The organism is Belnapia sp. AC561 (assembly GCF_979252845.1).
In genome coordinates this window covers 1-16875 of record NZ_CEEDBP010000064.1, presented here as the reverse complement: position 1 = coordinate 16875, position 16875 = coordinate 1, and the positions used below count along the sequence as shown (strand labels likewise).

The window sequence follows — 16875 nt, the reverse complement described above, 5'->3', positions numbered from 1 at the left end:
CGCAAGCAGGATCGATGACCTGCTGCCGTGGAACCTCAGACCAGATGGTCAAGCCGTGGTGATAGGCTGACGCTTACCTCGCGTCGGGTGACGGAGAGGTCTTTCAGGTTCGCGATGGGGGCCGAAAGAGTGACCGCAAAGGGGAAGTCGACACTCATCTCAGCACCTTCACCCCGCCTGAGGTCCGACATCGAGCCGTAGCGCAGATCCAAGTAGATCGTGCCCACGGACACAACCTCGATGTCGGTCGGGCCGATTTTATCTACTGTGAAGCCTTTGCATTCGACGTGCTCGATTGTGTGGTGGGTAGCCAGGATCTCGACGTCGCCCAGCGCCTCCGCGGTGAGCGCCTCGACGGTCGCGGAGTCCACTTCTTCCTTAACGGCTTCGAACACTACGTCACGGCAAATCCTGAGTGCCTCGAACAAGTCATACAGCGCAGAGAGGATGTTTGCCTGAAGTTCGGCGATGGCCTCGGTGTCGTAGAGCACTTTGCCAGGCCGCAAGTGGACGTAGCCGTTCAGCCGCTCGATTGACTTCACGACCGAGCGGAGAAGCTCGCTGAACGTTGGATCGGTTTCTGGGATGAGGCTGTCGGGAAGTCCTCCCTGGGCGGCGAATTTGGCGCGCTGCGCCCTGGTAGGGCCGTTGGTGCCTGCAATCTGAGTAAACCAGTGGCACCGCTGGACATCCTCGTCAGCCGCCAGACGGTGCAGGAGCGAGGTCAGTAACTCCCGGAACGCGCTGGAGAACATGTTCCCCCGGATGGGATTCTCGGCATCCGCCGCGACCCGGAGGGCACCAGCGATCAGAAGCCGCTCGAAATCCATCAGCGGCAGATCGTCCCACTCGGTAGTAATGGTTGCCATCATTCCGCCTCGTGCTCCGAACTATCCTTTGTGCTTACCTTAGAACGTGCTGAACCCATTCGGCGGACATTGCGGGAGGTTGGAGCCACTATCGTCCGGCGGTTCTGGGCTTGGAGAAGAGGCTTCCCTTGGGGCGTTATGGAGCATAGTTAATCTCGATCGAGGGCAGGAGAGGACTGCCGCATGCTCCGGGAACTTGCGACGCCGCCCCAGCCCTGGCGAGGCACCACGCCTGCCCCATGCGAGGCATGCGGCGGCCCGTGATCTGCGCTAGCGTCGCGTCATGCGGCACATCCTGCCCTTCACAATCCTCCTCGCCACATGCCCCGTCGCAGCCGCCCCCGCGCCCAAGGCCACAGCCGAAAGCAATGCGGTCTGCGGCGCCCGCGCGACTTGCCGGACGGCGGAGCGCCATCCGGCCGGCACCAGCGCCGCGGGAGCGCCGCTCACCGTCGTGCGCATCCTGCTCGGCCTCCCCGACAAGCCGGCCGATGCGCCGGAGGAGGGCTGCCGCGCAGGCGACGGCAGCACGCGCGACGGCGGCGAGGAATACTGGCTCCTTCGCCCCGGGTCGGCGCCCCGGCGCATCCTCACGCTCTGCAATGACGGCTATGGCGCCTCGGGCGTGGGCGAGGACCAGGTGACGGTCGGCCGCAACCTCCTGACCCACGAACAGTACGGCGGCAGCAGTCTCCGCTGGACCGACCGTCGTGACATCCGGCTGGAGCCCACCGCGCTGATCCGGCGCGCAGGTTGCGGCTTCCGCGCGACGGGCGGCCCCGGGCGGTCGGAGGTCTTCGATGCCTTCGGGTTCATCGCCTGGGCCTACGCCGACCGGGTGCGCGACCCGGAGAAGGTCGGCTGTCCCGAGGCTCCGGCGAACGGCGGTCCTGGCGCAGCGGGGATCTGGACGGCCCGCGCGATCGTCGCGCCGAACCTTCCGGCGGAGGTCGCAGCCGGACGGCGGGTGCCGCGGCTCGGCGGCTGCGCGCTGCGCCTCTCCACCGCTGAGGCGACCCTTGCCTTCGGTCGTCCCGCGCCGGCGACGGAGGCGGCCGAACTCCGCGCCCTGGCCCTGCCGCACGGGGAGGGGACGATGACGCTGCTGATCCAGGTCACCGACCCCCTGGCGGCGCGTCCGGCCTCGCGCCCGCCGCGTAGCTGGGTAGACCTGCCGCATATCGAGCTCTGGCTCGGTGACGCGCACGACGATGGCGACGCGGATGGCCGCAACGTCGCGGCGGTCGCGCAATTCGGCATCCTGCCGGGTGGGCGGGTGGAGCAAGGTATCGGCACGGCTTTCCCGCCACCCTCCGTGACACGGGAGGAGGTACCCGGCCGTCCCGGGACCTTCTCGCTCCGTGTCACGCTCACGGAGGAAGCGCTTGTCGCGGGGGTCGGCCTTGCCTACTCGCAGGCGGTCGAGGGACGGCAGGCGTGGCTCGTCTCCTCCGCACCGCTGGACCGCGGCCGGCCTGGCTTCCTGCCGCGGACGATGACCGCGCAGGTGCCGTGCCGCGTTGCTGGCAGTGTTTTGGAGCCCGCGCCCTGGTGGCCAGCGGATTGAATGCGGGCATGCCAGCGTCCAGCTGGATCCAGTAGTGTTCAGACCCGCCGATTTTCCTAACAGGGTCTGATCGCTTCACGGCCCAGGCTCTGTCACGGACCGTCAAACACTCCTTTGGATCCGTAACAGACAAACAGAGCACGGGGTAGAACCCCTGCCACATGCCCGCAGACCCTAAGAATCCTGTCCAGGCGCTCGCCGCCGGCCCGATCGGGCCGGTGCGCTACATCGCCTACTTCCGGGTCAGCACCGAACGCCAGGGGCGCTCCGGCCTCAGGCTCGACGCCCAGCGCGAGGCGGTGGCGCGCCACGTCAGCTCGACCGGCGGCGCGGTCGCCGCCGAGTTCCAGGAGGTCGAGAGCGGCAAGCGGACCGACCGGCCGCAGTTCGCCGCGGCACTGGCCGTCTGCCGCGCCCAGCGCGCCACGCTGCTGATCGCCAAGCTCGATAGGCTGGCCTGGAACGCGCGCTTCCTGCTGTCCGCTCAGTCAGCTCCTCGGCGGCACCACGGTAGAAGCGCCCCAGTACGCCGCTGCCATTCGCGCCGCTGACGAAGACGAAGTGGACGCTGTCGTCCAGTTCCTCCAGCCAAGGGGACAGGTCTGAAGCTGCCGCCCGCCCCAGCCGGTGGTGGCTGAAGGCGAAGGCGCAGCAGTCAACCGACCAGGGATCGTCAGCCCTCTCGTCGCTGGCCATGGCCGGGGCGTCACGGGAAGAAAGGCCCATGGTAGACGGGCAGTGCGAAGAAAGTTTGGCCTGTTCCATGACGCTGGCATACCAGACTGGTATCAGTCCCAGGGTTTAGTGGTGCATGCTTTCCAGTGAATGGTAGGACGCATTATGGGGCGGGTTCTGCACGGTAAGGCAACGACAACACTTGAAATCCGCCGAGCGATTCGACTTAGCAGTGAAAGTCAGCGGTCTTTAGCAAACCACTTCGGGATCAATCCGAAAACGGTTGCTAAATGGAAAAAACGGAACTCAGCCGCCGATTTGCCGACAGGACCTAAGGTACCAAGATCTATCAAACTATCGGTTGAAAATGAATCCATGGTCATCGCGTTTCGTCGCCAGACCCAATTGCCAATTGATGACTGCCTCTCTGCCCTCAAATTGAAGATCCCATATCTTACCCGCTCGTCGCTTCATCGCTGCTTGCAACGCAATGGCATCTCCCGCCGGCCCAAACTTCACGAAGAAGATCACGGCAAGTGTGAGTCGTTGGAACATCCAAAAACAGAAGAAAACGCTAAATCCAATATAAAATACGCTGACGATGTCTTATTTGGGAAAAATTTACATCACCGATTTAAATCGGATAACAAATGGTTTGAAACAAAAGATTCATATGCACTGATAACTGCCCATGGAAAGCTTCCGAACCTCAAAGAAGAAATTCTAAATAATATGACAAGTGGCTTGAATGCTGTAGCGCAGACATTTTTTACTAGTATTTTATTGCGCGAAACTGAACCAAGCCGCTCAACGGTGGCGCGGAAACTTCATCGCTTGATCGAAGCAGCAGAGGCGTTTGCGGGGCAAATCCAAACGGTGGGCCCGATCAAGCGGCGATCTACAGCCTTGAAAAATGCCCGCATCGCACTGAGCCCAACCGAGCATTTGGCCCTCGTGGATGCGGCCGCCGGTCCAGATCATCTTGATGAAGGCCGTGCACGTCTTGAGCAGGCTTGGTCAGCCATAGATGACGCAATGAGCGTATCAGGTCAGATCGGTACACCGCTGGAAACTCTAGCAGCCTTGAAGAGACTTGCGTGCTGGGCAACCGCGGCAGCAGCAGCGAGGCCGGTACCTCCACCAGCACACGAGACGGCACAGTCAAATGTTCGTCGTGCGGTCCTGATCATGCTGGAAATAGTAGTTCGACAAACAGGTAAGCGGCCAGTCCGATCACGTCGAGCAGACGATGGAAAGCCGAGTGGGCCCTGGCTGCGACTACTGCAAACCTTGTTCGCTCATTTGCGCGCCGGCGCCGATAGATATCCGCAGACAAAAGTCTATAGCCAGTCTTTACTGTTAAACCCTGGTGACGAGACGCTTAACCAGTGGCTGCGAGAATCTCAAAAAATTTGGGCGTCACCGACATGCTCAGGTTCGTGGAAGAGGAAGAAAAGCATTTCGACTTAAGGCGTTACCCATTTAGCGGCCGCGACCGGTCCTGACTAATCATCTGGCTGCCATGAAAAAGCAGCCCCCATCTTCTCCCTCACCTGCCACCAGCCTCAAGTCTGGGCTCGGCAACATGGTCTGCGCGACGCCGCAGGCTGTTATGAACCTTGATGCTAGTCTCGAGGATACTCCGAAAGCGGTAACCAGTCTTGACGGTAGGTCTCGACAGCCTAATGCGGCTCTCAACCGTCTTTATACGATAGCGGAGGTCGTGGCAGCGACCGGCTTCGCTGACAGCACAATCCGGCGTGCAATCCGGCTGCAGCGTCTGGCGATCATAAGAGTTGGTCGCAGCATCAGGCTGACAGAAGCGGATATCAAATCTTGGCTTAATGGCGATTGGCGGAACCTCACAGGTGCCCGAGGCCGGAGTTAAATAGATGAGCGCAAATGTTTTAGCTGCTCGCCTGAACCTCCGTGCACATCCAGCGAAACGTGAGTGGCGCGGAGACTGCCCTAGTTGCCACTATCAAGGCACTTTTATAGTAAATCAGCAGAATGGACGTACATTGTGGTGGTGCGCTTCTTGCCAAGACCGCGACTGCTTGACCAAAGCAGTGAAGCAAGCTTTGGGCGATACCTGGATAGCGCATTCCACACGCGACCATCAAAAAAGCAGACTTCCAAACACTGGCGCAAACATGTCCGCATTAGCTTTAAAACTTTGGGATGCGAGCATGCCAGTACCCGACAGTCTTGGTCAGGCCTATTTGCCAAGTCGGGGACTAATAGACGAAAGGTCCGATGCACTTCGCTTCCACCCAAAAACCCCGCATCCTGATGGCGGATGCTTTCCGGCGATATTGGCTGCGGTCCGCGACACGTGGACTGGTGAGTTCCGTGCTGTCCAGCGCACCTTTCTGCGGTCAGACGGAACCGGCAAAGCGGCGGTCGTTCCCGCAAGAGCAAGCCTCGGGCCTGTGTCCGGATGTGCAGTTCAGCTTCAGCAACCTAATGGCGACGTTTCCCTTGTTGTCGCGGAAGGCATTGAGAACGCGCTTTCTGCAGCACGGATGATTGGGGGCGCTGCCTGGTCTGCTGTCTCTGCAGGCAACTTAGCCAAGCTTCCCCTCCCACCATTGCCAGCTTGCCCGTTGGTCGTGATCGCAGCTGACGCTGATAAACCTGGGCTTCTCGCTGCTCAAACTGCTGCACAACGATGGGTCGCCGAGGGGCGTTCAGTTCGGATTGCCATACCTGACATCCCTGAGATGGATTTCAACGACCTACTTTGCGCTCGTATCGCGCGGCAGGGAGGTCTCGATGCCTGACGATTTTAAGATCTTCGATGTCTCCTCGCCATTGACTGTTGAGAAACGACCGTTGCATCGCGAGATGTCACCAGCGCCGGATTTTCCCGTAGAAGCCTTAGGACCACTGCGCGACGCTGCAGAAGCAATACAAATGATGACGCAGGCATCCATAGCGATTTGCTGCCAAGCAGTTCTAGCGGCTGTGTCGGTACCAGCGCAGTTTCTACGTTCTGTGGAACTGCCAGGAGGAGGACGCAAACCATTGACGGGAATCTTCTTTTCGGTGGCTGAAAGCGGCGAACGAAAAAGTAGTGTCGATAAGCTCGCGCTTGCAGCGATAACCGCTATGGAACGCCGCTGGATGGAACAACATCCAGCGGAATTGGCGCACTACTTTAATGAACTTGATGCATGGAAGGCGGCGCGCGAGCACATAAAGAAGATGCGTAAGGGCGACCGTGCTGCGATGCGCGAGGCTTTTGATGATTTGGGCCCAGAGCCGAAGCGGCCGCTTAGTCCAATGATCTTACTGGAAAATTTTACGCCTGAGGGACTAGAACGCCAACTGGCTGAGGGTCGCCCATGGTGCGGAGTATTTAGCGCAGAAGGTGGCGTCGTCCTTGGCGGGCACGCGTTCAGTAATGAGGCGGAGATGCGTACGGTCGCATTATTCAACAAGATTTGGGACGGTGACCCGATACGCCGAGTGCGAGCGCAAAATGGTGCCACATTTTTAATGGGTCGGCGTTGCACTTGCCATATCATGATGCAACCTGGCGTAGCCGACAAGCTATTCAACAACGCCATGTTTGCAAGTTTGGGCTTTACGGCACGAGGACTGCTCGTTGCGCCGGAAAGTACGGCAGGTAAGCGGTGCTGGCGTGAAACGCCAACTGAGTGTCGTACGGTACTAGAAACGTATAACCTCCGGCTTGAATACCTGCTTTCCTGCCCGCCCACGTTTGCGTCGGGAACAATAGATGTGTTGGACCCCCCACCCCTCACATTGAACTCGGAGGCACGCACACTATGGACAGATTTTTTTAATTGGACGGAGGGCATGATCAGGCAGAATGGCGAATGGCATGTCATAAAGGCCTTCGGGGCCAAAGCGGCCGAGCATGCCGGTCGGCTGGCAGCAGTCCTAACAGTTTATGACAACCCCGACGCCGTGGCTGTGTCGGCCAAGTTCATGGCTTATGGAATTTCGCTAGCCCGTCATTACGGGGCAGAGTTGCTTCGTCTGCAAGATGCGGCGGCTATTTCGCCGGACCTTCGTTTGGCAGGCAAACTGTTATCGTGGTGGCAAGAGCGTCCTATTCCGCAGCTTCATCTCGCTTGTATCTATCAAAGCGGCCCAAATGCGATCAGGGATGCTGCTACAGCGCGACGGCTTGTCGGCATTCTTGAAGATCATGGCTGGGTTCGTCGGTTGGCCGAACGGACTGTAATGGACGGTAAGGAGCGGCGGGAAGCATGGGAACTTGTGCTATGACGCGCTGGCTTTGCCCCTGTGACATTTTCCTCGCCAGGCTTCTGCAACCAGGGCGTGAGTGTACCTAATCCACCTAATCCACCTAATCTTAAGATTTCATTCACCCCGGTTAGGCGGATTAGGTGGATTAGGTGGCTACGAGCAAATCCACTGTGCCCGACCAGGACAAGCGAGCGTGGCGGTGCGTTGTTATCCCGGTGCCGGTACCATAGTCCGGAATCCCACGTAACAAATCACCAAACAACCTATGATTCTCGGCTGTTGCAGCAGCCCCGCCCCGTCCGGCGAGCCGCCCAGAAGGCTGCCAGGCGGGCGTGTCCACCTAATCCTTCGTACCCCATTGGCTGCCGCTATCCTATTGCGTTGAAGTGACTCAGCCAGGGGAACCCGCATCATGACGTCGTGGGCCACGATTGCAGATTCCCATGGCCGAAGCCGTTTTGCCGTCAAGTGCTTCTGCTGCGGCAGCGTATTCGTCCATGTGGGGTGGCAGGCCGTGGTCGGCGCGAAGTTCGACGATTTCTTCCATCGCAGCTTCAAAAGATCCGAGGCAAGCTAACTCGCCTGCTCGGCATGTTATGCCGAGCAGGCCTATCGTAATTATTTTGTCCGCTTGCATGGTTTCCCAGACTTCAAACCTTTCAGGCCGCAGATGCTTGAGCACCTTCGGCAGTTGTGCACACAGGACGACTATTACTTGAGTAAAGCTCCAACCCGCCTCCGCGCTGGAGGCCACGAAGTCCTTTGATCTTAAAAACCGTAGTCATAGGGCTTTTTACATTGGCGGCGTTGGCGATGAAGAAGCGCTGCGCTTAGCCTAGTGTTTCGCCTCCCGGATCAGACGTTTCATGGCTGCAACGGCGCGCCGGGCCTCGCCCCGTAGCCGCTGCGCCATAATCGCCTCGGCGCTGCGCAGGCCATGCTTCCAGGTTGCTCGGCGGCACCGCTCGAGGCCCTCCGGCGTCCTGGCGCCAGGACGGGGCTTATCAGGCGCCGGCGCGGCATCGCTCATGGCCGGCGCCTCCGGGGCCTCACCGCACCGGCGACCACCGCTTGGCCGCCCGCCTCCACGGTGACGTACTGCACCGTCACAGTCTGCCGGTTGCCGTTCCTGTACCGCTCCAGCGCCGCCATCCCACGCTGTGCCGCCTCCGCCAACCGCGGAATCACCGCCGCCAGCCGCGCCGCCTCGATGCTCTGCATCTGCTGCCGGCCTTCGGGCACCCAACTCGCTGCCAGCGTGACAAAGGCGTGGGCCTTGGCGGTCACGGTCATGGACAGCACATGCAGCGCCGCCACCTGATGCAGCAGGTTGCGCTCCCAGGCATCGCGGGCCCCGAGGCTCTCGCACAACTCGAGAGCCAAGGTCAGGGTCAGGTCGGAGACATTGGCCGCCAGCTTGAAGCGGTGCTGCGTCGCCTCCGCCGCCAGCATGTCCGGGGGCTGCTGGACCTGTTGCTGCCAGGGATCCGGCCCCGGCTCAGCCTCGACCACCTCGCCACCGTTCCCGGTCATCAGGGCCCCACCAACTGCCTCCCTTGGGTGGCGAAACCGGGCTGCCTGCCTTTCAAGAAACGCCGCGTCATGCATCAACCGGTCGGCGCCGACGGTATCCTTGGCGGTGCTCAGTTTGCGCGCGCGCTGGCGCCGTCTGGTGGCATCCAGCTCCAGCAGGCGGGCCAGCGTCCCACTGCCATTGGGCGCGGGTTTGTCGACCAGCACGGCCAGCGTGGGATCATGGGGAACATCCGGGTCACGGCTCATCACACACTCCGCGTCATGCCTTTCTCTACCAAGCGGAGAACATTCAGGTGAACTGCTAACTTCCAGTTTTTCATCGCGGAATTTAAAAACTTCGCTGCCACTGACTGTAAACTTGAAGTGGCAAGCGGCCCGAATGGTGCGGCTGCTCGAACGGTTCTTCGACGAGACCGCTGCTATTCTCCTGTCATCGCCGCCAAACCGTCCGGTGCGCCGGACGGTTTGGCGGGCCGTGATGGTGCGGCATGCAAATCGTCCCTCACCGTGAGGGTCCCGCGACCCAATCCCCTTGAATTCCGTCACTCATCGTCCGGCCCGTGGTACGATTGATCGTTCAGCACGCCGATCCGTCCCCACCGACGTCCGCCCGCCTGCCGTGGGACTTCCATCCCACCTTGACCGATGAAGGCCTGGGCTCTGCGCCCGCATGCTGGCCAATGCCCGCCGCGACGCCCTCGCCATGGCCAGCCACGCCATGGGCGACGATCCCTGGTCGGTCGGCTACCGCGCCTTCGCCTTCGGCCGCCATCGGCTGGAGCGGGCGGCAGCCTCAGGCGAGTACCCCTGGCTGGAGGTGCTAGATGACAGCGCCCACTTCGTCTTCGTCATCGGGGACGATGGCAACGGCGTGCCGGTGCGCTTCTACCGGGGCTCGGCCGAGGAGCTGACCGAGCGGACGCTCAAGCGCCAGGAGATGGGGGTCCAGCAGCTCTCCCTGGCGCTAGGCGAGACCGCCGCCGAGGGCCTGGCCTTTTGGCTGGCGATCGAGACCGATGGCACGGGCCGGGTCGAGCGGGTGGTCTTCCTGGCACTCCGCGGCGACGACAAAATCGAATGCTTCTGGCCGGTGCCGCTGGAGATGCCGGCGGAGGCTGCCGCTGCTGGGCTGCGGTTGCGGCTGTTGGCCGACGACGGCTACGGCGGATCGGCCAAGGCTGCCGGCAAGCCAGCACCCACGCGACCGCCCGTCCTGCCTCGCCGCCGGGCTGTCCAGGCCATGCCGCAGCCGCAGTCCTCGCTGCTCTAGCCATTCGGCGGCTAGCGGCAGCAGTCAGATTTGAAATTCAAATTTGAATTTGGTCTGACCCCTGCGGGCTGACGTGCGATGCTCCATTGGCGCTGACAGCAGCACGCCAGCAGGGAAGGGGCCGATGCCGAGGATTGCCCGCGAAGATCATGCGACGATCCGCCACCGGATTGACGTCGAGGGGCACAAGGTCGCCGAGGTCGCCTCGGCCTATGGCTGCACCCCTGCGAACATCTACGCCATCCTCGCCAAGCTGCGCCGGCAGGAGGCACCGGGCGCGGGGCAGAACGCGGCGGCCAGCATCTCCGCCGTGGCCCAGGCAGCGGATGCGGCCGCGGCGGACTTGCTGAGCGGATTGGCCGACGTGGGACCGGAGCCAACACCCTCCGCTGGCCCGCCGGAGCAGCCCGGCACAACGCCAGCCAGCCCCACGGCGCGTCCTGCCCCGGACCCTACGCCACAGCCACGTCGTGGGCGCAGCGAGGCTTCGCCTCGGCCACCACCCAAGCCCGCATCCACCCCACGGGCCGGCAAGCCGGGCTTCGGCCTGCTGATGCGTGCCGGCGATGGAGAGGAGGCTATCCACCCCTTCCGCTCGCTCGAGGAACTTCTGTCGGCAGCCAAGCCCATCCTGCGCATGGCTGCGCGCAGCGCCGAGCCGGTCTGGTTTTCCATCCAGCCGATCGACCTGGAGGCGCTGGAAGACAGCTTCTGACCCACCCGCCGAACCCTGTCCTGGCCCGACCCTTAAGCAGCCGTTGGCGTCCAGACCGGCATCTGGCTGCACACCCGGGGGGGAGGGGGGCCAGAGTGGAGCGACCCTCTCCGGCGCCGCCCGGCACCTTGCCACTGACCTGCCAACTTCGGTGGTTGAGGGCGTGGGAAAGGCTGGTGCTCCCGGCCAAGGCATTGGCTGAACAGCGTTCCAATCGTTCCACGCCCGCAAAACCCCGCAGTCCCCCCGCACTTCAGGGAGGGAACATTGAGCTGCGGGGGGGGCAGGGGAGGACGCTGCGGGCTAGGCGGGCGTCACATCCTGTTTGGCTAAGCCGCGGTACGCCAAGGTCGACCCATTGTCGGCTAAGCGTGCAGTCTGAAGGTGCCGCCCAAAGACCACCGGCTAAGCTGCAGGTCAGCCATCATTATTTACGGTAATGCATTGAAATCAGTAGATGATACACCATCTGTAATGAGCGAGAGGCACGACCTCGCCGGCACCCCCGCTCCCCTGACAGCAACGCAGTCCGGGTCATCGCCCCGGAAGGGTCGAGCACAAGCCGGCCGGCACGGACCACGCTGCCATCGCCTGCACCTCCCGGTAGCCTTCCCGCGCCGCCCCTGACCGGGCCCAGGGCCGGGTCACAGGCCTCTCGTCTCTCCTCGTCCCCCGCCGCGGCGGAGCCCGCGTGGCGCCCTCCTGGGCGCTACACGGGCCCGGCACCGCGCATCCGGCACTGAGCCGGCCGCTGCTGCGAACCCTTGCCCTGCCAGCGGTGGCAGGACGGCGGCGTGGACGAGGCTTACCCGGCGCCGCTGCGTATCCCTCCGGGGATGCTGCGCCGGCCTGCCGCATACGTGCGGCAGCGGCGCGGGCCAAGCCCGCGCCAGGCAGTGCGGCGGCCGGCCAATAGCCGGCTGCCGTGTCGGGCCCGGCCGCCATCGCGCGGCCGGGCCCTCCTGCCGCCCCTTCGGATCCCAACCCGTCTCCCGTGGTCTCGGCAGCTCTGAGCCGACCGTCGCGGCCCGATTGAGCAAGGGCCGAAACCCGATTTTGGAGATCCCAATGACCCCCATCGACAGCCTCAGCTACCAGGGCACGCCCATCCGCCGCCGCGGCACCATGCTCAACCTGACCGACATGTGGCAGGCAGCCGACCGCCCGGCGAACCGGCGCCCCTCCGACTGGCTGCTCCTGGAGGAGACCCGACGTTTTCGTGCCCACGCAGGCACCCACTGGACCGAGCTCGACGAGCCGGTCGCCGCAAATGCCGGCCACACCGGCATTTGGCACCTCGACACTGATGGCTTCATCGCCACCGTCCGCGGCCACCAGGGCGGGACCTGGGGGCATTGGCAGCTCGCGCTGGCCTATGCCCGCTATCTCGCCCCCGCCTTCCACCTCTGGTGCAACACCGTCGTCCGCGCCGCCATGGAGCCGCCGGAGGACCCCACGGCCAGCAGCATCGAGCGGCTGGCCCACCAGATCGCCCAGCAGCTTCGGCAGCTGCACGACCGGCTCGATATCCTCGACCGGCACGCCGCCGACCTGATGCTCCTGCAGCTTTCGGCGCAGGACCTGCTGCTGGGCGAAAGGCGCCGCTTCTCAGGCGAAACCAAGGCCATCATCGTCAAGGTCACCGCGGCCGAGCCCTTCCTCGGCCGGTGCCCCTGCTGTGGCATCGCGCCGGTCCTCACCCTCGAGCGCCAGCCGGCCCCGGGCGCCGAGTTCGATCACGTCTTCCACGCCGGTCTCAACCGGCCGGAGCACTGCTGGCTGATCTGCACGGCGTGCCACCGTGAGCTGACCTACGGCGGCTACCTCGTGCGCTTCGCGCGGATCCCTGAGTTCCGGGCCTTCCAGGCCAAGGTCCTCGAATACCGCCGGCGCGGCCGTCTCCGGCCCGCGTCGCTGGTACCGTAGCCGTCACTCAAAGGTCCTCCCTCAGGGGAGGACCCACAAAGCCCCATGCCCTCAAACCGAGGTCATGGGGCTTTTTGTGTTTTGGACTCACACGCGCCTTTCCCGAAAGCAATCGCGCTTCAGGTCCGATTGAAGAGCTTGGCATCGGCATTGCGGCCGTCGATGCTGGTAGCGGTCGCTGCTTCGAATCTCATGGCAGAGCGAAAAGCACCGCGCTTGGTTTGTCACACTTGAACCTGCGGCCAGTCCAGCTGCGGCAGCTTACTGCATCTCGATACCGGCAGCCTTGATAGCCGCAGCGTTCCGCTCAATGTCGGCGGAGATGCGTTCGCGGAAGCGCACAGGATCCAGCACGAAGATATCACCCTGGGCCAACAGGGGAGCGCGCGCCGAGGGCGATGCCGCAGCCACCTGCATCATGGCATATAGCTTCTGCGCCAGTTCGGGTGGCGTGTTGGCGGGTGCGACCAAGCCGTTCCAGAAAACGGCGCTGAAGTCGGTGTAGCCGGCCTCCCTGACTGTCGGCACCTCCGGCAGCTCGCGCCAACGCGCTTCGCCGGTGGTGGCCAATGCCGCAAAGGTCCCTGCCTGGATCAGTGGCCCGCCCGTGGTGGGGGTGTCCAGCAACACGTCCACCTCGCCAGCTACCATGGCGTTGGTGGCAACCGATGACCCCCGGTAGGGCACGTGCAGCATCCGGATACCGGCAACGGTCAGCAGTTGCTCCATATGCAGGTGCTGCAGGTTCCCGACACCGGCCGAGGCATAGGTGACCTGTCCTGGCTGCCGCCGTGCCAGTGCAATCAGATCCTCGAGCGTACGTACGCCTTGGGTGCGCGGATTGCGCGGATTGATCACCAGGATGAAGGGGCTGATGGTGATCGTGGCGATGGGCAGCAGGTCGCGCAGCGGATGGTAGCGCGTATCGCGGTAAAGCAGATGGTTGACGGTCATGGTGCTGGTGTTGCTGATCAGCAGGGTGTGCCCGTCCGTCGCTGCGGCCACGTGTGCGGCGCCAAGGGAGCCGTTGGCGCCGGTGCGGTTCTCGACCACCATGGGCTGGGGCAGGCGGGTGCGGAAGTCCTCCGCCAGGATGCGGGCGCAGATGTCGGTGGACCCGCCAGCGGGGTAGCCGACGATCAGCCGCACCGGACGGTTCGGCCACGCAGCGAGGTCGGCTTGCGCCAGCCTGGGTGTCGTCAACATCGGAAGCGTGGCGGCGCCCAGGGCACGCCGACCAAAGACTGCTTTCATGGCCGATCTTCCTCCCGTAGCGCTCGCAAAGTCGTGGCGCCGTTGTCGGGATCAGACCAGCTTCGCTGCGTACGGTCCAGACAGACGCGACCGGCGCTGTGTCATGCTGGTAGGCTGACGAATGCGTTCACGGCGAAGCAAAACTTCATCGATGTGGATCCAGCGATTTGGATACCGGTTCCCGGTTTTGCCACGAAAGCCACCTCGGACTTTCGTACCGGCGATAGTGCACACCTCAGCCAGCCGGCCTACCGCTCACCAGGGCATAGATGTTCCTCGTCAGACTACTCGGTCGCTATCCGGACCGTCATGATCGTATTCCAGACCTACCCTGCTTCATTCAGAGGCCAACTGCCCGTGCTGCCGCTTCAAGCATCGGCTTGTCGGCAGCTCTGAGAACGGCACGCGCCAAGCGCGCCGCGCTGCGGCTGGATAGCTCATCGGCGCGCGCCAGCAACGCCACCGCGACAGCCTCGACCGTGACGCCAAGCGCAGCGGCGAGATCCTGGACTGCGCCAAGCGTCGCCGCTGCCTCCAGTTGCGTCAGCACGTCGGACGGCACGTTGCCCCGCAGCACACCCTGGCGCAGCGCTTCCAGATTGCCGGTCCAATCGACCAGGCCGATGCAGGCCTTGAGGTCACCCGGTTTGGGCGTGATCGAGCCCATGGATGCCTGCGGGCTGGGCTTCGAGAGGCTGCGCTTTCGGGTGATCGGGTCAACCTTGGTACGACCCGCGTGCTGCAGGAACGTCGGGATGCTTAGATCCCCCTGGCCAGCAACATCCCCGCTCCTGTGTTTCCTGGACATCCCACCACTGCGGGCAGGATCGAGCCGCGGCGGCACGCTGGAGGAGGGGGCGTGCACCGTGGGCGCACCAGGCACCGGCGCCATCCCCGCGGCGGCCCGGGCGGCGGTGCGCATGGCGGCCGTTCGTGGTGTCGGATAGCAGGCGGCGTCCATTGGAATGAGTGGGTGCGGGTCAGCCAAGGGCCCCAGGGACATGAGCGGCACCTTGCGTTGGGCCGGAATGCCCTGCTGCGCCTCGCCCGCCGTGTCCACCAGGACCATCGAGGTGAGGTGGCAGACCACGCCTTCGGCCTCCGCTAGCGCCGCGGCTTCCTCCTCCGCCATGCACGGCAGCGCCAGCCAGGCCGCATAGGCGGCGATCGCGCGGCCAGCCTCGGTCACGGCGGCAGGCAGCGGTGGGTGCGAGGCTGGCTCCCAGCGGGCCGTCACCCGCATGCCGCCCATCAGAGTGGCAGCGGCATCCGGCGCCTTGCCCTCGATTTTCGACTGGTGCAGCCGGTCACAGCGCAGGGAGGTGATGGCCTGCTGCAGGACCTCGGCAAGGTCGAGGACGGAGGAAACGAAGATCTGCCCGCCGGTCAGCGCCGCCAAGTGTCCGACATTGGCCGCCAGGCTGTCCTCCCCGACCAGCACCACGGTGAAGCGGGCGCCGCGCCGCGCCAGCGCGTGAACGTCGAGGGCATGGCTTTGGCCATCGGTCACCAGCAGCACGTCCGCACCTTCACGGCCTGCCAGCACAGCCTCGATCGCCTGTCCCGTCTCGGTCCCGCCGGTCGGCGGCTGCAGCCGAGCAACCAACTTGCCCACGGTGGCGGCGCCGATCCCGAGGCCCAGATGCCGCGGGAGGCTGTTGAACTCCCAGATATCCAGCCGGTCGGCGGGACGCAGGTCGGCGGCGATGCCCTTGAGACCGCGCAGGGCCACCTCATGCTTGGAGGGTATCCGGACCCGGCCCCCATGGCCGCCGGCCGCGGCCTCGTTCATCGAGCCGGAGTTGTCCAGCAGCAGGACGCCATCGAGCGCCGCGTCGCCCGGGGTCACGGGCTCGACCGTCAGAGCAACGGTGCGCCCATCCGCGGCGACACCGCGAAGAACCTGCGGCGCCGCACCGGCCACCCGGATGACAATGGGGGCATTGAGGGTGACGCGGGCCTTGCCCTCTATCAGCCTGCTGCCCTCGAGGGAGACGACGCCGCTGTCGCAGCTTACCTTGAGATCGGCCTCCAATAGAATGGGGGCATGCGTCAGGTCGTCGCTGTCCGCCAGCGGGCTGCGGCCATAGACGTCGCCGACCGTGGTTGGGATCACCAGGATGGCGCCGTCCCCAGCGGCGGCCAGCGGGATGGCCCAGGTACCAAGGACGGCGACCTCCTGGCCCGGTGGGACGTGGCCGACGCTGATCATGTGCACCCCGCGCAGCGCCTCCTCGTGCAGCACCGCGGTCTGGCCGCCATCGATCGCCGCCTCGTAGGTCTCGCGGGCCGCCGACTTACGCTGGGTGGCGGCGGCGACCGTCCGCTCGCCGATCCGCGCCGACATGCCGACCAGGGCGGCATGGACCGGCACCGGGAAGGTCATGGTGGCCTCGATGGACTGGGCTTCGTCATTGCGGAAGCACCGCTCCGCCGTCACCAGCGCCAGATTGCCGAGGATGCGGACAGAGAAGCGGGTCGCGGCCAGCGGGATGGGCCGCTGCGTGCTGGCCACCATCGCCAGGTGGCGGAACCCGCCCAGCGGGTCCTGGGCGGTGATGGAGCTACGCGGCATCGGGATTTTCCTTGGAACGGTGCTTGAGGACGGCATCGAGCGCAGCCTCGGCTAGGTCGCCGATGGCGCGGGGGTGGGTATCGAAAGCGAGAAGCGCCGGGGTGACGACCAACGTCACGCCGGGCGCCAGGGCGATCCGCGTACCGTCCCCCGCATTGGCCTCGGCCTGGAGCAGGATCCGGATCTGCGCCGGCTTGTAGTCCTGCCGCAGCCGCTGGTAGCGGCGGATCGCCTCGACATGGCTCT

The 16875-nt window shown here is 64.1% G+C and carries 14 protein-coding genes and 1 pseudogene; 9 read left to right on the top strand and 6 right to left on the bottom strand.

What is annotated here, in order from left to right; translation table 11 throughout:
- Positions 1 to 35 precede the first annotated feature (35 nt).
- A complete protein-coding gene (locus AC0IW9_RS28895) occupies positions 36 to 872 on the bottom strand; it encodes a pPIWI-associating nuclease domain-containing protein (RefSeq protein ID WP_471651764.1) in 837 nt (278 codons plus the stop codon).
- A 280-nt stretch (positions 873 to 1152) separates the two neighbouring features.
- On the opposite strand from AC0IW9_RS28895, the gene AC0IW9_RS28890 reads away from it, so the two are divergent.
- The 6 genes and pseudogenes from AC0IW9_RS28890 to AC0IW9_RS28865 all read left to right on the top strand — a co-directional run bounded on the left by AC0IW9_RS28890 (position 1153) and on the right by AC0IW9_RS28865 (position 7371).
- Positions 1153 to 2436: a hypothetical protein gene (locus AC0IW9_RS28890; RefSeq protein ID WP_471651763.1), complete on the top strand. Its 1284-nt coding sequence runs from the start codon at positions 1153 to 1155 to the stop codon at positions 2434 to 2436.
- Between the two features lie 161 nt (positions 2437 to 2597).
- A complete protein-coding gene (locus AC0IW9_RS28885; protein WP_471651762.1) occupies positions 2598 to 2987 on the top strand; it encodes a recombinase family protein in 390 nt (129 codons plus the stop codon).
- Between the two features lie 289 nt (positions 2988 to 3276).
- Positions 3277 to 3627, top strand: a pseudogene (locus AC0IW9_RS28880) (transposase family protein); the annotation flags it as partial.
- Between the two features lie 1006 nt (positions 3628 to 4633).
- Positions 4634 to 4999, top strand: coding sequence for a helix-turn-helix domain-containing protein (locus tag AC0IW9_RS28875; protein WP_471651761.1), 366 nt, complete (start codon positions 4634 to 4636; stop codon positions 4997 to 4999).
- Positions 5000 to 5003: 4 nt separating this feature from the next.
- A complete protein-coding gene (locus AC0IW9_RS28870; protein WP_471651760.1) occupies positions 5004 to 5894 on the top strand; it encodes a DUF7146 domain-containing protein in 891 nt (296 codons plus the stop codon).
- Positions 5887 to 7371, top strand: a complete 1485-nt coding sequence (locus AC0IW9_RS28865) for a YfjI family protein (protein WP_471651759.1) — start codon at positions 5887 to 5889, stop codon at positions 7369 to 7371. The genes AC0IW9_RS28870 and AC0IW9_RS28865 overlap by 8 nt, the downstream gene beginning before the upstream one ends.
- 373 nt (positions 7372 to 7744) lie before the next feature.
- Here the strand turns inward: AC0IW9_RS28865 and AC0IW9_RS28860 are convergent, their stop codons facing one another.
- Together AC0IW9_RS28860 and AC0IW9_RS28855 are read right to left on the bottom strand one after the other, a co-directional pair.
- Positions 7745 to 8107 (bottom strand): hypothetical protein, encoded by a 363-nt coding sequence (locus AC0IW9_RS28860; protein ID WP_471651758.1) that lies wholly within the window; start codon positions 8105 to 8107, stop codon positions 7745 to 7747.
- A 272-nt stretch (positions 8108 to 8379) separates the two neighbouring features.
- Positions 8380 to 9135, bottom strand: a complete 756-nt coding sequence (locus AC0IW9_RS28855; protein WP_471651757.1) for a hypothetical protein — start codon at positions 9133 to 9135, stop codon at positions 8380 to 8382.
- A 424-nt stretch (positions 9136 to 9559) separates the two neighbouring features.
- On the opposite strand from AC0IW9_RS28855, the gene AC0IW9_RS28850 reads away from it, so the two are divergent.
- The 3 genes from AC0IW9_RS28850 to AC0IW9_RS28840 all read left to right on the top strand — a co-directional run bounded on the left by AC0IW9_RS28850 (position 9560) and on the right by AC0IW9_RS28840 (position 12800).
- Complete coding sequence (locus tag AC0IW9_RS28850) at positions 9560 to 10159, top strand: hypothetical protein (RefSeq protein WP_471651756.1); 600 nt, start codon at positions 9560 to 9562, stop codon at positions 10157 to 10159.
- 124 nt (positions 10160 to 10283) lie between these two features.
- Positions 10284 to 10874: a hypothetical protein gene (locus tag AC0IW9_RS28845; RefSeq protein WP_471651755.1), complete on the top strand. Its 591-nt coding sequence runs from the start codon at positions 10284 to 10286 to the stop codon at positions 10872 to 10874.
- 1068 nt (positions 10875 to 11942) lie between these two features.
- Positions 11943 to 12800: a KilA-N domain-containing protein gene (locus tag AC0IW9_RS28840; RefSeq protein WP_471651754.1), complete on the top strand. Its 858-nt coding sequence runs from the start codon at positions 11943 to 11945 to the stop codon at positions 12798 to 12800.
- 261 nt (positions 12801 to 13061) lie between these two features.
- On the opposite strand, the gene AC0IW9_RS28835 is transcribed toward AC0IW9_RS28840, so the two are convergent.
- From AC0IW9_RS28835 to AC0IW9_RS28825, 3 genes are all read right to left on the bottom strand, one after another.
- On the bottom strand, positions 13062 to 14054 hold the full coding sequence (locus AC0IW9_RS28835) for a Bug family tripartite tricarboxylate transporter substrate binding protein (RefSeq protein ID WP_471651753.1): 993 nt from the start codon (positions 14052 to 14054) through the stop codon (positions 13062 to 13064).
- Positions 14055 to 14394: 340 nt separating this feature from the next.
- Positions 14395 to 16629 carry a VIT domain-containing protein gene (locus AC0IW9_RS28830; RefSeq protein WP_471651752.1) on the bottom strand — a complete coding sequence of 745 codons (2235 nt, stop codon included), beginning with the start codon at positions 16627 to 16629 and terminating at the stop codon, positions 14395 to 14397.
- Positions 16619 to 16875 (bottom strand): hypothetical protein (locus AC0IW9_RS28825; protein WP_471651751.1); only part of this gene is annotated, 257 nt, incomplete at its 5' end. The genes AC0IW9_RS28830 and AC0IW9_RS28825, both read right to left, overlap by 11 nt.

What these genes read in the sequence shown, in the direction of transcription:
- AC0IW9_RS28895 (WP_471651764.1), bottom strand. Translation starts at nt 872, where the DNA reads ATGATGGCAACCATTACTACCGAGTGGGACGATCTGCCGCTGATGGAT.
- AC0IW9_RS28855 (WP_471651757.1), bottom strand. Translation starts at nt 9,135, where the DNA reads ATGAGCCGTGACCCGGATGTTCCCCATGATCCCACGCTGGCCGTGCTG.
- AC0IW9_RS28875 (WP_471651761.1), top strand. Translation starts at nt 4,634, where the DNA reads ATGAAAAAGCAGCCCCCATCTTCTCCCTCACCTGCCACCAGCCTCAAG.
- AC0IW9_RS28840 (WP_471651754.1), top strand. Translation starts at nt 11,943, where the DNA reads ATGACCCCCATCGACAGCCTCAGCTACCAGGGCACGCCCATCCGCCGC.
- AC0IW9_RS28865 (WP_471651759.1), top strand. Translation starts at nt 5,887, where the DNA reads ATGCCTGACGATTTTAAGATCTTCGATGTCTCCTCGCCATTGACTGTT.
- AC0IW9_RS28890 (WP_471651763.1), top strand. Translation starts at nt 1,153, where the DNA reads ATGCGGCACATCCTGCCCTTCACAATCCTCCTCGCCACATGCCCCGTC.
- AC0IW9_RS28850 (WP_471651756.1), top strand. Translation starts at nt 9,560, where the DNA reads ATGCTGGCCAATGCCCGCCGCGACGCCCTCGCCATGGCCAGCCACGCC.
- AC0IW9_RS28830 (WP_471651752.1), bottom strand. Translation starts at nt 16,629, where the DNA reads ATGCCGCGTAGCTCCATCACCGCCCAGGACCCGCTGGGCGGGTTCCGC.
- AC0IW9_RS28885 (WP_471651762.1), top strand. Translation starts at nt 2,598, where the DNA reads ATGCCCGCAGACCCTAAGAATCCTGTCCAGGCGCTCGCCGCCGGCCCG.
- AC0IW9_RS28845 (WP_471651755.1), top strand. Translation starts at nt 10,284, where the DNA reads ATGCCGAGGATTGCCCGCGAAGATCATGCGACGATCCGCCACCGGATT.
- AC0IW9_RS28835 (WP_471651753.1), bottom strand. Translation starts at nt 14,054, where the DNA reads ATGAAAGCAGTCTTTGGTCGGCGTGCCCTGGGCGCCGCCACGCTTCCG.
- AC0IW9_RS28870 (WP_471651760.1), top strand. Translation starts at nt 5,004, where the DNA reads ATGAGCGCAAATGTTTTAGCTGCTCGCCTGAACCTCCGTGCACATCCA.